This window comes from Kocuria subflava (assembly GCF_012163155.1).
GTDB lineage: Bacteria > Actinomycetota > Actinomycetes > Actinomycetales > Micrococcaceae > Kocuria > Kocuria subflava.
Window position 1 is genome coordinate 1 of record NZ_JAAVUN010000036.1, and the last position, 14,077, is coordinate 14,077.

Below are 14,077 nucleotides of genomic sequence, written 5' to 3' on the forward strand. Positions count from 1 at the left end.
GCGCCCTGCTCGCCGCCGGCGGACACCGGCCGTGGCGCAAGACCCCTACCCATGCTCATCTGTGAAGGGCCACCAAAGCCCAGGCCGCGAACACCGAGGCCCGATGAACCACCGACAACACCAGCAGCACAACACCGGCGGCCAGCATCAGAATGTGACCCCAGACTTCAATGTGCGAGCCATCAAAGTCACCTTCCCACGCAATCGGCGCAAAGACGCCCATGACCCCGTCCTCGGAGCCACCTCCGAGGTTGTGCATGACATTGCCCGCCAACAGCAGGGCTGTGATCAGCAGCAACACCACCAACGTGGTCCACACCTGGATGCGAGCACTCAAGGCAGCAGGTGCCTGGCTACCGCGACGTGAGCCAATGGATTCCGATGCTTTTGCCTGCCGTACTGAATCCTGCCCTTGACCGGTCACTTGTTCTCCCTGCTGCCACCCGTTCCCGCGGAACGGCGCATGAAATCTGACTGGTGGGCCATGCTAGGTGGCTCATGTGAGAGAGGCTTTCACATTCGCCAGAGCAATGCCTCGGCTCCCAGGTCAACGCCCATGGTGGAGCGGATGGTGCGCAGGTGGTCACGCATGTGCTGGGCTGCCAGGTCCCCGCGACCTTCGGCGATGGCGCGGTAGATCGCCACGTGCTCCTCCAGCTCCCGGGGATTGCCCAGGTGGTCACGCAACTGGGGGATGATGTGGTGCGCGCGGACCATTTCCTCATGGCAGCGCTGCAACGTGGTCACCAATCGGGTGCTGCGCGCGGAATGTGCGATCTCCAGGTGAAAGGACCGTGCCCGTTGCGTCCGGGCGATGGGGTTGTTCTGGCCTGCTGATTCCTGACGATCGATGCACTGCCGCAGCCGGTGGATGGTTTCCGCATCCGCAAACCGCGCGCACTCTGCAGCCGCGTGCGGCTCCAACAACATCCGCAAGTCCAAAACTTCCGTGAGGTCTTGCTGAGTCATGGCCCGCACCAGATAACCCTTCTTGGGCAACACGGTGACCAGACCTTCGGCCGTGAGCTGCCGCAGCGCTTCCCGCACCGGAGTCTTGGAGCTTTCAAAACGGGTGGCCAGATCGGACTCGATCACCACCTCACCCGGGGCGAGTTCACCCGTGAGGATCATGGATCTGAGCTGGTCACTGACGGTGGAGCTCAAGGACATCTTTTTCTTGGGGCCGGCCACTTGTGAACTGTATCACTCGCTGTTAGAAATATATTTCATAAATGAGCCTCCAGCCTCCCCAGCTGTCACGCACAGCTCCAACACACCGAGCCACCACGGCCCGTCGACTGCCTCGAGCCACCCGGACAAGATGACCCCCAGCGCACGGCGCGCCCTGTTTGCCGCTGTGACCGGCACCTTGATCGAGTGGTAGGACTACGCGCTGTACGGTGCTGCCGCCGGTCTGCTGACCTCATTCGTCTTGGCCACTCCCCCGGCGGGCGTTGTGCTGGCCACGGGCGCGTTTCTGCTGGTCTCCAGCCTGGGCCACGACGCCCTGCTGGGTTGGGCATGGCGCATCCCGTTCCTGGCCTCCGCCATTCTGTTCCTGCTGGCGCTGTTCATCCGCCGTCATTTGGAGGAGACTCCGGAATACGTGGAGGCCCTGGCCCGGGTGGAGTCCCAGAACCAACGTCAGGCCGTCCCTGCCCTTCAGCTGTTCCGGCGCCACGGCAAGGCCTTGGTGATCGGCTTCTTCTCCGTGACCGGACACAATGCCCTGAACTACGCCATGGCGGTCTTTGCCCTGTCCCTGATGACGTCCGATGCCGTGGGTCTGGAACGCAGCGCTGCCTTGGGAGCCGTGACAATCGGTACCGTCTTTGGGATCATCGGCACCCCGATCGGCGGATTGGCCGCCGATCGGTTCGGCCCCGCCAAGGTCTTTGCCACCGGCAGCGCCCTGGGTGCGGTCTACGCCTTGCCACTCTTCAGCGCCTTGAGCAGCGGCAGCTCCCTGATGGCCGGTGCCGCCATTGCCGGTGGCTACGGCCTGGTGATTGCCATGACCTCCGGCAGCCAGGGCGCCTTCCTAGCTGTACTGATCGGGGACGTTGGTCAATCGTGAGAAGGGTGGCTGGTTGCCGCAGGCCGTATGGGGCCGGTGCTGGTTGTAGTAGTGCAGCCACCCCTCCAGCTCGCCCCGGCGTTCGGCCTCGGAGGTGTAGCAGCGGGCGTAGGCCCAACCGTCGGCCAAGGTCCGATGGAAGCGTTCGATCTTCCCGTTGGTCTGCGGACGATACGGACGGGTGCGCTTGTGCTTGATGCCCAGCTCCTGGCAGGTGTCGCGCCACAGGTGCGACTTGTAGGCGCCGCCGTTGTCGGACAGGACCCGTTCGATGGTGACGCCGTGGGCGTTGAACCACTCGACGGCCCGGACGAGGACCGCTGTGGCGGTCTGGGCGGTTTCGTCGTCGTGGATCTCGGCGTAGGCGACGCGGGAGTGGTCGTCGATGACGGTGTGGACGTAGGCCTTGCCCATCAACGGGTCCCGGTACTTGTTGCGCGGCTTGTCGGGGGTGGCTGCGCGGTTCTTCTCGCCTTGGCGTCGGCCGACGTAGCGCCAGCCTCCGCCGTCAGGGATGTTGCCGAGCTTCTTCACGTCGACGTGCAGCATCGCCCCGGGATGGTCGTGCTCGTAGCGACGGACGGGTTCTCCGGTGGCGCGGTCGACATGCGAGAGCCGGTTCAGGTGCGCGTCCGTCAGGATCCGGTGCACCGTCGACGGCGCGATCCCCAGCCGGCAGGCCAACTGCACCGGTCCTTCTCGGAGTCGCAGGCGGAGCTGGATGCAGCGCCGGGCGACCTGGGGGCAGGTCTTGTGAGGTGAGTGGTGAGGCCGCGAGGAGCGGTCCTGCATGGATTGGCCGGCGCGGTAGCGCTCTGCCCAGCGCTTCACGGTCGGCCAGGAGACCTGGAAGCGGGCGGCGACCTCGCTGATCGGCCAGCCGTCGTCTACGACGAGACGACCGACGAGCAGGCGATGGCGCGGTGTGAGTGCTGCGTTGGGATGAGTCATCGTTCTCCGACATGGTGAGAGCCCGGCAGCTGGTAGCTGCCGGGCTCTGGGGTCTTGGGGGGTCAGTTGGTGGGGGTGAAGGCCTGATCGACCGCGTAGGTGTCCTCGTACATCTGGTACCTGGTGATCTGACCGTTCTGGACTGTGAAGTGGAGGGCGAAGTCGTTGGAGAAGCTCTTGCCGGTGGCCAGGACCGGGAACTCGTTGTGGCCGAGGGCGACGGCATGCTCGCCGTCGACGACGATCTGGTGGATCGTGTATTCGGTCGCGGGTCCGAGAGCGGCGAATGTGGGGAAGAACGTGTCGAGTTCGTCGCGGGTGTGGCGAGTACCGGCCCACGGAACGGCGGAGCTCCCGTGCACGGTGAAGTCGATGGTGGGGGCGAACAGGTTCTTGACCGTGTCGAGGTCGCCGGCGCCGAAGGCCGAGAAGAAGTCTTCGACGGTCTGCCGGGTGGTGCGGGTGCTCATGCGTTGTCTCCTTGGATGTGGATGATGGTCTTGCCGGGGGTCTTGTTGGTCTCGACGTGCAGTAGCGCGTCGCCGAGCTGCCTCAGTGGGTAGCCAGCGCCGACTTGGACGCTGAGCCGTCCTCGTGCGGCCTGCTCGATGAGCACTTCCAGGGTGTGATGGTCAGGCTCGACGAGCATCCGGCGCAGTCGTGGATCTCGTTGGGCCAAGTCGTCGTGGGCATAGGGGTGGAGTGCGACGACAACGCCATCGGGCGAGGCCATGGCCAAGGACCGTGGTGTCGTGTCACCGCCGACTGTGTCGAGGACGACGTCGAAACGACCATCGAACCTCTGCCTGTCCACAGTCGCGCGATCAACGACATGTCGCGTCCCGAGTGCCTCGACCAACGTCCTTGCGCGATTACTGGTCACTGCCGTGACCTGCGCACCGAGGTTCACGGCGAGCTGACAGGCCAGAGAGCCGACCCCGCCGGAGGCGGCATGGACGAGGACGGTTTGCCCCGGCTGCAGGTGCGCCGTGTCCACCAGTGCTTGATAGGCGGTCAGGCCGGCGAGCGGGAGTCCGGCCCAGCGCCCCCAGGCGCCTGCAGACAGGTCTTCTGTGCCTGTTGGGATCCGTGCAAGGTGGCGGGCAGGGGCAGTGGCGTACTGGGCGAACGCTGCGGCTGGTGCGGGGAAGCGAGGCATGCCGGTCACCGCATCACCGACGTCGAGCACCGTGACTCCGCGTCCGAGCTTCACCACGATGCCCGACATGTCGTAGCCGCCCACGAACGGGGCTGTCTGCCCTGTGGCGAATACGCCCCTGCGCCAGGTCATGACGTCAGTGGGGTTGACCGAGGACGCCATGACTCGGACCAGAACCTCGCCCGGTCCGGGTTCTGGAACCGGGCATTGACGCAACTCAGGCCGCCCGTCGGGCGCAGGGATGATCGCGGCAAGCATGGTGTGCGGCAGTGACGGGTCCATGGCCATCAGCCTGTCGGTGAGCACCGCCACAGACGAGTGGCGTGAACGACACATTGTGCAAGGATCACGTCATGCATCACGTGGTCACGATTGCTTGCCCTGGAACCTCGTTGTTCGACGCGGGGATCCCGTCGCGAGTGTTCGGCGCGGCCCGTACCGCAGACGATGATCCGGCCTACGGCGTCACGATCGCGTCAGCTACGGGTACTGGACGGCTCCTGACCAAGGACGGCGTGTCGGTCGACCTGCCAGGAGTAGATCAGATCGATGAGGCTGACACTGTCGTGGTCGCCTCGAGCGACGCACTGCTCGACCCGGTTCTCCGTCGCGACATGGCATCCGCGCTGGCCCCCCTCCTGCTGCAGGGGCAGGCCGTGCGACCTGGTCTCCGTGTCGCTGCGGTCTGTTCGGGGGCATTCCTTCTGGGGGAACTGGGCCTGCTTGACCACCGGACGGCCACGACCCACTGGCGACTGGCCGACCAGCTCGCCAAGCTGTTCCCTTCCATCCAGCTGCAAACGGAGTCGCTCTACATCGAGGACGACGGAGTTCTCACTTCGGGTGGAGTGGCTGCGGGCATAGACCTGTGCCTACACATGATCCGTCAGGACTGCGGAGTCCGGATCGCCAACGACGTCGCCCGCAGTTGTGTGGTGGCGCCCTTCAGAGAGGGCGGGCAGGCACAGTATGTCCAAACACCAGTGCCCCACTCTGCGGACCCCTCGATGAACGACTTGGTCCACTGGTTCCTGGAGACACTCGACCAGCGCCACACGCTGGAAGACATCGCTCACCGGGGGCACATGAGCACCCGCACCTTTGAACGGCGCTTCCGCCGAGAGCACGGCACAAGCCCCGGACAGTGGCTGACAGCTGCACGTATCCAGCGAGCCAAAGAACTGCTCGAGTCCACAGACCTGCCCGTCGAGCGCATCGCCGAGCTCGTGGGCCTCGGCACGGCCAGCAACCTACGAACGCACTTCACCCGCTGCGTCGGACGAACGCCCCAGGCCTATCGCCGCTCCTTCACCGCTGGCAGCAATTCGATCAACGTCTCCGGTCAGTACATCTAGGGGCCTTTGCTGCCGTGCCGCTGGGGGTGGTGCAGCGCGATCCCAAGGTGGTGCTGGCATACTCCACCATCAGCCAGATGGGCTTCCTGGGGGTGCTGACCGGTACGGCGCTGGCTGCCCCGGACCTGGCACCGGCGTGCATCACGGCAGCCGTGATCTACGCGGTGCACCACGGGTTGGCCAAGGGCGCCCTGTTCATCGGCGTGCCGGTGTGGAAACACCATGCGGAGGGTGTGCGGCGGTATCTGGTGATCGCAGGCATTGTGGTGGCAGGCCTGGTGGTGGTGGGCGCACCGCTGAGTTCCGGTGCGGTGGGCAAGTACGCGGCCAAGGAGGCCATTGATTCCACCGCCCTGCTGGGGATTGAGGTGGCTGATCTGCTGCCCTTGGTGGCCACCGGTTCCACGGTGCTGCTGGTCCGCATGGCCTGGATCCCGCTGAACACGCACCTGGAACCGCACAGCCCCAAGGACGATCCCGAGCTACCCGCATGGTTGGTGCTGGTGGCTTTGAGCGCATCGGTGCCGTGGGTGCTGACCAACCGGTGGGTGCCGTTGGACTCGGTGCCCGGGTTGGAGCCGGTGACGCTGTGGGACGCCACCTGGCCGGTGCTGATCGGCTTGGCCCTGGGGGCTGCGGTGTGGCGCTGGTTGCCGCGCAAGTCACCGCGCCTGGCCTCCCGGTTGGCGGAGGTGGTCCCACCCGGTGATCTGGTGGTTCCCGTGGAGAACACGGCCCGGCGTCTGGGGCAGGCTGCACGGGCCGGCGCCGGGTTTGTGGGGCTGGCCCGGGACAAGGCCACCGGCACCTTGACCACCGGCTGGCTGGGGGTGGTGCGGGCCACGGTCATGGCCACCCATCCGGAACAGCGGCTTGGTGTGTGGCGGTCCAGCGGCGTGCTGACGATTGTGGTGATGCTTGTGCTGATTGTGGCCAGCGCCCTGGTGTGGGGAGGTGGAGCATGACGTTGCTGCGTTCGGCTCTGGTGCGTCTGGCCTTGTTCGCCGGCCTGTGGTGGGTGCTGATTGAAGGCAACCTGTCCTACGGGTTCTACGCCGTTGTGGCCGTTCCCGCCGCCGTTGCACTCAGCCTGGTCCTGGCACCTCCGCGTCCCAGCCCCTGGGGCGGACTCCCCCGGCGGGCCTGGGCTGGAATCACCCTGGCAGGCTGGGTGGTCCAACGGGCCCTGATGGGCGGAACGGACGTGGCCCGGCGCGCTGTACATCCCACCCGCGGCGGCCGCACCGACCCGCAGGTGGTCACCGTACCCATCCGGCTCACCGGCACGGCCCGGGCCTTTGCCCTGGGGACCTTCAACTTGATGCCCGGAACCCTGGTCCAAGGCACGCACGACGACGACGCCGTGGTGCATGTTCTGGACCCCGCCTTCAACGCGGGGCAGAACTGGGCGGATCTGGAGGATCGTGTGGCGGCTGTTGTGGGGCAGGAGCTTGGATCCGGTCGGTAGCTTCAGTTGGTGCCAGTCGAACGACCAGGAATCACGTGTTTTTCACGGCACCGCTGTTCGGGGCATCGCGGCGACTTTGTGCGCGAACCGCTACCTCTTCGCACATGTAGCGGTGCCGAGGCAAGAGTTGACCGGTCGTGTATGTAGCGGTGAGGAGATCGATGCACTCCTGCGCAGTCGTGAAACCGACTTTGTTGAACAGCAATACAGCATCATCAAGGTCCCGCTCATCACGGGAAGCACGCAGCTTCATAGCCAGCAGGTACTTCGGTGAAGCTACCTGTACCAGCAGCCATTCGGACTCGAACACGGTGACCGGCTGTTCGTCAGCACGCGGCAGGAACCCTTTGACAGCGTCATTGAGCCAATCCGGTTCGAGCCGTGAGTGTTACTCATCTCTTCGGTGATCCGACGCACCTCGGCAGCTGGCACAAAAAGCGCATCCACGTCACGGGTGAGACGACCCCGGTCATAGGCCAGCGCCATGGCAGCTCCGCCCACCACAAACAACTGTGCTGGAAGTTGGACCGCTGACAAACGGTCGGACAGGTCTTGGAAGAGTGCACGGACCCCACTCGCATCGAGTTGCCCGCCGTTACTCATGCTCTGGCCAGAGAACGCGAGGTGATCAGAATCCCCCGCCGCCGAAATGCTTCGGGGCTGTCTCTGCGGGCTTCACCGTGGAGAATTGCTGGAACAGCCGGGTACCAGCTGGCAGTGCGCCGCATCGAGTCGTGCGCCCAGTGCGGAGACTGCCAACCGTCACGCTCCGCCAAATACTCGGCAAGGGCTGCAAACGCGGCGTCCACCTCAGCTGCACCCGTGCGGGGAGGTTCGTCTGTGAACACGCCAGCTGCCAGGCCAGGACCTCCGCGGTGAAGTGCTGAGGTGTAGTCGTCCAAGGTTTGCAGAATGCCAAACCGCCAACAATCTTCGAGGTTCTCACCATCGGCAAGCAGCCCCCGGCAGGTACTGGCGTTCTGCGCAGCCGTGTGCCGCAGAACGCCAGTCGGTTCTGGCTCTGCCGCAGACGCAGTATCGGCGGCATGTATCAACGCAGCAACGGAGAGCACCTCACCCTGGGAAACCATGGCCGACCTACTTCCGCTACTGGCATCTTCTCAGAGGCACCGGACGATGTCTTCCAGTGCCGACCGCTCTATTGCGAATCAAAACCGTACCGACATCAGTACGGTTTTGACACTCCTCCTGACCATTGGCATCACTGCTCGAACTCCGCTCTGGCGTCACCCGTTGCGCTGATGGGCACGCCGGACGGGATGATCCAGGCGACCACAGGCGGGTGCGCCACAGCCTCCAGCGTCACTTGAGCCGTTCTCCCGTCCGTGGTCCCCGTACCAGCGCCGATGCTCAGCGAATCCAGGTCGAACTCGGCTCCCACTTCTGTGAGGTAGGACGTCGCAGCACCGGACACGCTGGCATCGGTGAGTTCGGCGGCTGGTCGGCCGGCGCCGTCGTCGGGGATCCGCAAACCGCGGAAGCTGTCCGCAGCGGCCAGGGCTGCGTTGTCCGCGTGGGCCTGGAGTTTGCGCTCAGCCAGGTACACGGAGGTGATGGCCATGATGACGATCAGAGCCAACAGGCAAATCAGCATCATGCCGATGATCAGAATGGAGATCTGACCGTTGTCTGTATCGTCCGTGTGGGGCTGCCTGAGCCGGTTGTGCCATGGGACACTCACGCATACCTCCCCACAACCACCGTGGAACTGTGCTCCATCTGCACCACACGGAAGGTGCCCAGCAGCGGAATTCGGGGCAAATCCACCGTGGTCACGGCTGTCACGGTGGCCACGGCCCCGGATTCCTGACACGTGCCGTCCGGACAGTTGATTCGGATCTCCACCTCGTCCGCTGACAAGCCCTGATCCGCGGCCGGCAGTCGTGCAGCAGCTTCCACAGAGGCCAGGTTCAACTCCTCAGCCGGCACATTGGCAATGACCTGAGAGCCTTGTTGGGCCGCGGCGACTGCTGCAAACGAAGCAGCCTGAGCCTGTGCCAACACCGCAACAAAGATCACGATCGGCACCAAGAGGATCACGGACAGCACGGAGAACTCCACCAACGCTGAACCTTCGTCCGGGTCGGGCGAGGGTTGGCGGTTGGCAAGGGCCTCAGCACCATCATGAAGTGTCCACGGCATGGCCTGTCACCTCCAGAGTCCCTGGCGGTCCGAACGGCCCCACGATCGGAAGTGGCGCCACCACGGTGATTTCCAGGGTGGCAATGCCGTCCACAGTGGCGGGGTTTGCGCTGATGTCACCGGCGAAAGGGGCCCCCACCGTGTCGGTGATCAGATCGCGGCTTCTTTGCACGGCATCACCGGGACCGCGATCCGCCAGTGTTCCGTATCTGGCGCCGTTGGAGGCAGCGTCAATGAGCACATTGCGCACGTGAAGGGCGAATATCACTTGCAACGTCACGGCAAACAGCACCGCCGTGACACCAGCCACCATGGCCCATTCAGCCACAACTGACCCTGCGTCGCGCTCATCATGGGATGCCTTGGCATCGGACAGCCGCCGCTTGCAACGACGACGCCCGGACAGCCACCTCCCGGGCAAGGTCATTGCCCGGAGACCCTCGAAATCGCGTCGTTGAACAGCCCCTCCAATGCCGGCTGCGCGATCAGCAACAGTCCGGCCACCAGAACTGCGCTCATGAGAGTCAGCATGACCCACCCGGGGACATCGCCGCGATCCGGGTGGTCAAGGCTGGAGGCCTCTACTTCGATGGGTGTCCGGGAGTGATCAGCAACAGATGCGATGTCCCGGTGCTGGTTCGTGTTGTGGTTCATGATCTTGACCTTTCGGTTCAGGGCCGTCGAATGTTTGACAGCCACGATTGAGAGCGCCGGACACGGCGCGGGCGGCAGGTGCACACCGGCCGCCCGTGGGGATGGAGCGGGGGTGCCGTCTGTGGGCGGTTGCAGGGCAGGAGCTGGAGACATCACAGCTCCAATCGCAGGACAGCGATACCCGGGAACACCGCAAACAGAACGGACAAGGGCAGAACCAGGAACACAAGCGGCACCATCATGGCGATCTCCTTGCGACCTGCCACTTCCATCAGCTCGCGTTTGTCCTCGTCGCGCACGTCCTGGGCCTGGGCGCGCAGGACCTCGGCCAGCGGAGTTCCCCGTTCCAAAGCCACCACGATCCCGTCCACGAATCGGGAGATGTGAGAAACACCCACTCGGTCGGAGAACTCCTGCAGGGCTTGAACCAGCGGGACACCTGACTTGGTGCGCACCAGAACTCCACGGAACTGTTCTGCCAACACTCCGTCTGCCACACGGCTGACCCGCTCCAAGGCGCCAATGGTGGATTCACCGGCCCCCACGGACAGGGCCAGCAGCTCCGCAACCGCTGGGAACTCGGCCAACATGCGCTTCTCGCGCGAGGCGATCCGTTGGTTCAACCACCAGCCACGCCACCAAGCACCAGCCAAACAGCCACCCACCATCAAGAGCGCAATCACTGCCACTGGTGCACCGAACCGCACCACGGCAGCGAATCCCCAGACCAAGCCGATCGCGGCTCCCGCCACCACCGCCATGACCTGTTCGGCTCGGTAGTCCGTGACGGAGCGGTCAGCCCCCTCACGCTCCAAGCGTGCGCGCAGCAGTCGCCGGGATTCCCCTGACGAACGCCGATCCCACAACGCGGTGACGGGAGAAACCAGGTAGGCGGCAATACCGAGTGCGCCCTGTTCGCGCCGTGCCCGAGTTTGTTCGGCATGGCGCACTGTGGCATCGGTCGCGCGCATCTGAGCCATGACTCGGCGGGTGAGTTTTCGGCCTGTGTCCTGCGGTGCCGGTATGACCATCAACCACAGCCCTGTGGCCAACAGACATCCCAGGATCAGGGGAACTGCCAATGGAACGTTCATCGCAGCACCCGCTCAGGTTCCGGCAGTGCCCCCAGGCGAAGCATGAGGCGATACGCCACCACAGAGATGGCCAAACCACCCAACAGAACCACGGCACCTACCGGTGAGTCGTAGGCCTGGACCGCCGCCGGTTGGCTGGTCATCAGCAGCAGGATCAACCATGGGGCCGCCACGGACAGGCGTGCCGCATTCACTGTCCAGGACTGCCGAGCTTCCAATTCGCTGCGGGTCCTGGAACTTTCACGCAGGAACTCTGAGAGGGTCCCCAGGAGTCGGCCCAGATCAGTTCCGCCAACTTCCCTGGTCACCCGCAGTGACTCCACAATGTTGTCCGCCACAGGATCCGCCAATTCGGCCTTCAAGGCATCCAGTGCGGGGATGAATTGACCCGTTGCCCGGTAATCCGCGGCAAACCGGGCAAAGGCCGGCTGAACAGCTTCCGGCCCCCGGTGCTGCAGCTGGGAGAGCGCTTCTGGCAGGGACATTCCCGCACGAATGGCTGAGCGCAACAAATCCACCACGTCTGGCCACACCGTTCTCAACTGCTTGGCCCGACGTCGCATCCGCTGCCCCAACAGAGCCCATGGCAAGAATGTGGCCACAATGGCAGCACAGATCCCGAACACCGTCCCACCCGTGAGTGCCCAGGTCACAAGACCACCCACAACCGTGCACGCAGCTGACAGGACCACCAGGGCGCTGACCCGCACATCGTGCAGTCCGGCCCGGTCCAACCGTGAACGCAACGCGCCATTGCGGTGCGCTCGACGACGCCGTGAGTTGGCGGGGCGCTCCCAGAACGACCACCAGATCAGAAACAGCCCCGCCCCCAGACAGAGCCCCAGAAGCACGCCCATCACGATCCCCGGACTTTCGCAGCGGTCTCGGTGACGTCCTCCGGAGACAGCAGGCCCGCCGTCGGCACTGCGTTGAGATCGAACTTGGGAAGAGCCGGGATCTCGCTGGCCACGGCCACCAGATCGCCGTGCACTCGCCGAAACACGGGGTAGGTCTCGATGATCCCGTTCTCCACCCGGTTGCCCAGGGCCAGGATCTCCTCCACTTCACGTGAGCCGTCTGGTCGTCGTCGGCAATGCACCACCAGGTCAAAGGAGGATGCCACGGTGGGGACCACAAAGTTCGATGAAATGTTTTCACCGGCCAACAGGGGCAGTGTGCAAATCTTTGTCACGGCGTCCTTGGCCGAGTTCGCGTGAATGCTGCACATGCCGGGCAGACCGGAATTCAGAGCAATCAGCATGTCCAAGGATTCGGCCTCGCGAACCTCCCCCACGATCAACCGGTCCGGTCGCATCCGCAGTGCCTCCTTGACCAGACGTCGCAACGCAATCTCACCTGTGCCTTCAAGGTTCGGCTGACGGCACTGCATCCCGACGACGTCGCGCAGGGGCACCTGCAGCTCAAAGATCTCTTCCACGGTGACCACCCGTTGACGGGGATCGATCTCTGCGCACAGGCAGTTGAGCATGGTGGTCTTGCCCGCCTGTGTTGCCCCGGACACCAGAATGTTCAGACCAGCCCGGACGGAGGCGGCCAGGAATGCTGAGGCCGCCGGGGTGATGGACCCCAGCCCTGTGAGATCGGAGAGCCTGCGAGCCGCCACGATGAACTTGCGAATGTTCACCGACCAGTGCTCCCGGGTGACATCCGGGATGACCACGTGCAGTCTGGAGCCGTCCGGCAGGGACGCATCAACGAACGGGGAGCTGAGGTCCAGACGCCGACCGGACCGGCGCAGCATCCTCTCCACCAGGCGCCTCACCTCCTCGTGCTCCACGGTCAGACCGGTCAACTCCGACTCGCCGCCGCGGGCAACAAAGATCTGGTCAGGGCCATTGATCCAGATCTCTTCCACGGTGTCGTCATCCAGCAAGGGTTGCAACACACCGAAGCCGGCGACTGCGTCCAGGACCTCTGCGCGCGTGGCATCGAGATCCAGGAAACTGACGGCGCCTGTTCTGGCGGAGGCTTGGTCATAGTCCTGGAGGACGGCATCAATGATCTTGGCGGCCTCATCAGGAGTCTCCACGGGATCCAGGCCCTGCAGGCGGACTCGCTCACGCACGGTGTCCAGGACCCAGGAGAGCGCCTGATCTTGGGACGTCAGATCACCGTCAGTGGACTGCGGCCGGGCCACAGTGGTGTTCAGCCGTGTCACGTGGCGGCGTGAGGTGCGGCTGGTCAGCTGCGCCATGGCGATCCCCCTTCACGTGGGGCCCCGAACCCCGCGTTCCCACGCAGCTGCCCGTGTGGGTCAGATACGTTGCTTACGGGGCAAGAATCTAGACGGAGCGAGTCGGCCTGCAACACTCCCCCGTCGCCACCTGTGGACAACTTGCACTGACTAGGCGTTTTAATCGGCCGACTAGGCTAAACGGTTCGACTCACTATGCACTTCCATGAACATGTGGGCTGTTTCAGGTGCAAGTTTCTGGATCGGGTGCACATGGACCGGAGCAGCGGTGTCCGTGTGCCCTCCAGAGTCTGGAACACAACACCCGGGTGGATTTGAACGGTGACACCCCAACCGGTGTACCAAGACCCATCAGCCCACGATCAAGGAGTACGGCATGACTCAGGAAATCCCACAAGACGTTTTTCACGGCGTCGTGGTGTTCAAGGCTGCGGAGATCCCCACTGTGGTGGCGCGACGATCCGGGTTGCCCATGACCCAGGAAGCAATGTCCGAGTTCTACGACTCCACCTACAGTGCCCTGTTCCCAGCCCTGACGGCCGCAGGAGTCACACCCACAGGCCCAGCCTTTGGGCTGCACACACGGATGCCGTCAGAAACCGTGGACATTGAAGCCGGAATCCCGGTGGACGGGCACCCGGGCGACCTACCGCAGGGCTTGCTGAGCTCAGTCCTGCCGGCAGGAACAGTGGCAGTGACCTCGTACCTGGGGCCCTACGACGGACTGGGGCAGGCCTGGGGAGCCTTCATGGAAGCAGTGGCTGCCGCTGGACACACGGTGGCCCTTCCCCTCTGGGAGTCCTATGTGACCATGCCCAGCCCCGACGCCGATCCCACCACCCTGCGCACAGATTTGTTCGTGCTGCTCAAGGTGGATTCATGTGGTGGTTGCAACACCGGTTTTGTGGTCGGTGTTCAGCAACTGCGTGAGGACCTCAGCA

General features: G+C 64.3%; 19 protein-coding genes. 5 read left to right on the forward strand and 14 right to left on the reverse strand.

Annotated features, from left to right (window positions below; all coding sequences use genetic code 11):
- Window positions 1–55: 55 nt before the first annotated feature.
- Window positions 56–424, reverse strand: coding sequence for a hypothetical protein (locus GTW58_RS12085; protein WP_119933692.1), 369 nt, complete (start codon window positions 422–424; stop codon window positions 56–58).
- Window positions 425–513: 89 nt separating this feature from the next.
- The gene (locus tag GTW58_RS12090) at window positions 514–1,191 is read right to left on the reverse strand and encodes a GntR family transcriptional regulator (protein ID WP_232818129.1); all 678 of its coding nucleotides are present in this window, start codon (window positions 1,189–1,191) and stop codon (window positions 514–516) included.
- A 241-nt stretch (window positions 1,192–1,432) separates the two neighbouring features.
- Between GTW58_RS12090 and GTW58_RS12095 the strand changes: the two genes are divergently transcribed.
- A complete protein-coding gene (locus GTW58_RS12095; protein ID WP_198673457.1) occupies window positions 1,433–2,077 on the forward strand; it encodes an MFS transporter in 645 nt (214 codons plus the stop codon).
- On the opposite strand, the gene GTW58_RS12100 is transcribed toward GTW58_RS12095, so the two are convergent.
- The 3 genes from GTW58_RS12100 to GTW58_RS12110 form a co-directional block, all read right to left on the reverse strand.
- Window positions 2,042–3,028, reverse strand: coding sequence for an IS481 family transposase (locus GTW58_RS12100; RefSeq protein ID WP_119933693.1), 987 nt, complete (start codon window positions 3,026–3,028; stop codon window positions 2,042–2,044). The two genes, GTW58_RS12095 and GTW58_RS12100, sit on opposite strands and share 36 nt — an antisense overlap.
- Window positions 3,029–3,090: 62 nt before the next feature.
- Complete coding sequence (locus tag GTW58_RS12105; protein ID WP_119933694.1) at window positions 3,091–3,498, reverse strand: nuclear transport factor 2 family protein; 408 nt, start codon at window positions 3,496–3,498, stop codon at window positions 3,091–3,093.
- Entirely contained in the window at window positions 3,495–4,469 is a 975-nt protein-coding gene (locus GTW58_RS12110; RefSeq protein WP_157980584.1) for an NADP-dependent oxidoreductase, read from the reverse strand. Before GTW58_RS12110 ends, GTW58_RS12105 begins: the two co-directional genes overlap by 4 nt.
- A 41-nt stretch (window positions 4,470–4,510) precedes the next feature.
- Here GTW58_RS12110 and GTW58_RS12115 point away from each other — a divergent pair, with 41 nt between their 5' ends.
- From GTW58_RS12115 to GTW58_RS12125, 3 genes are read left to right on the forward strand one after another with little or no spacing between them, the layout of a single operon-like run.
- Window positions 4,511–5,542, forward strand: a complete 1,032-nt coding sequence (locus tag GTW58_RS12115; protein ID WP_157980585.1) for a GlxA family transcriptional regulator — start codon at window positions 4,511–4,513, stop codon at window positions 5,540–5,542.
- Window positions 5,458–6,507: a proton-conducting transporter transmembrane domain-containing protein gene (locus GTW58_RS12120; protein ID WP_119933704.1), complete on the forward strand. Its 1,050-nt coding sequence runs from the start codon at window positions 5,458–5,460 to the stop codon at window positions 6,505–6,507. Before GTW58_RS12115 ends, GTW58_RS12120 begins: the two co-directional genes overlap by 85 nt.
- A complete protein-coding gene (locus GTW58_RS12125; RefSeq protein WP_119933697.1) occupies window positions 6,504–7,010 on the forward strand; it encodes a Na+/H+ antiporter subunit E in 507 nt (168 codons plus the stop codon). Before GTW58_RS12120 ends, GTW58_RS12125 begins: the two co-directional genes overlap by 4 nt.
- A gap of 31 nt (window positions 7,011–7,041) precedes the next feature.
- On the opposite strand, the gene GTW58_RS12130 is transcribed toward GTW58_RS12125, so the two are convergent.
- From GTW58_RS12130 to GTW58_RS12165, 9 genes are all read right to left on the reverse strand, one after another.
- Window positions 7,042–7,320, reverse strand: a complete 279-nt coding sequence (locus tag GTW58_RS12130) for a hypothetical protein (RefSeq protein WP_157980586.1) — start codon at window positions 7,318–7,320, stop codon at window positions 7,042–7,044.
- Window positions 7,287–7,613: a nucleotidyl transferase AbiEii/AbiGii toxin family protein gene (locus tag GTW58_RS15165; RefSeq protein WP_370448294.1), complete on the reverse strand. Its 327-nt coding sequence runs from the start codon at window positions 7,611–7,613 to the stop codon at window positions 7,287–7,289. The genes GTW58_RS12130 and GTW58_RS15165 overlap by 34 nt, the downstream gene beginning before the upstream one ends.
- 619 nt (window positions 7,614–8,232) lie before the next feature.
- On the reverse strand, window positions 8,233–8,712 hold the full coding sequence (locus GTW58_RS12135) for a pilus assembly protein TadG-related protein (RefSeq protein ID WP_232818130.1): 480 nt from the start codon (window positions 8,710–8,712) through the stop codon (window positions 8,233–8,235).
- Window positions 8,709–9,173: a hypothetical protein gene (locus GTW58_RS12140; protein ID WP_209436551.1), complete on the reverse strand. Its 465-nt coding sequence runs from the start codon at window positions 9,171–9,173 to the stop codon at window positions 8,709–8,711. Before GTW58_RS12140 ends, GTW58_RS12135 begins: the two co-directional genes overlap by 4 nt.
- Entirely contained in the window at window positions 9,154–9,600 is a 447-nt protein-coding gene (locus GTW58_RS12145) for a TadE family protein (protein ID WP_119933700.1), read from the reverse strand. The genes GTW58_RS12140 and GTW58_RS12145 overlap by 20 nt, the downstream gene beginning before the upstream one ends.
- On the reverse strand, window positions 9,597–9,827 hold the full coding sequence (locus tag GTW58_RS12150) for a hypothetical protein (RefSeq protein ID WP_209436552.1): 231 nt from the start codon (window positions 9,825–9,827) through the stop codon (window positions 9,597–9,599). Before GTW58_RS12150 ends, GTW58_RS12145 begins: the two co-directional genes overlap by 4 nt.
- 152 nt (window positions 9,828–9,979) lie before the next feature.
- A complete protein-coding gene (locus GTW58_RS12155; protein WP_119933701.1) occupies window positions 9,980–10,921 on the reverse strand; it encodes a type II secretion system F family protein in 942 nt (313 codons plus the stop codon).
- Window positions 10,918–11,778 (reverse strand): type II secretion system F family protein, encoded by an 861-nt coding sequence (locus GTW58_RS12160; RefSeq protein WP_119933708.1) that lies wholly within the window; start codon window positions 11,776–11,778, stop codon window positions 10,918–10,920. The genes GTW58_RS12155 and GTW58_RS12160 overlap by 4 nt, the downstream gene beginning before the upstream one ends.
- On the reverse strand, window positions 11,778–13,136 hold the full coding sequence (locus GTW58_RS12165) for a TadA family conjugal transfer-associated ATPase (protein ID WP_119933702.1): 1,359 nt from the start codon (window positions 13,134–13,136) through the stop codon (window positions 11,778–11,780). Before GTW58_RS12165 ends, GTW58_RS12160 begins: the two co-directional genes overlap by 1 nt.
- A 376-nt stretch (window positions 13,137–13,512) precedes the next feature.
- On the opposite strand from GTW58_RS12165, the gene GTW58_RS12170 reads away from it, so the two are divergent.
- Window positions 13,513–14,077 (forward strand): GyrI-like domain-containing protein (locus GTW58_RS12170; protein WP_168023529.1); only part of this gene is annotated, 565 nt, incomplete at its 3' end.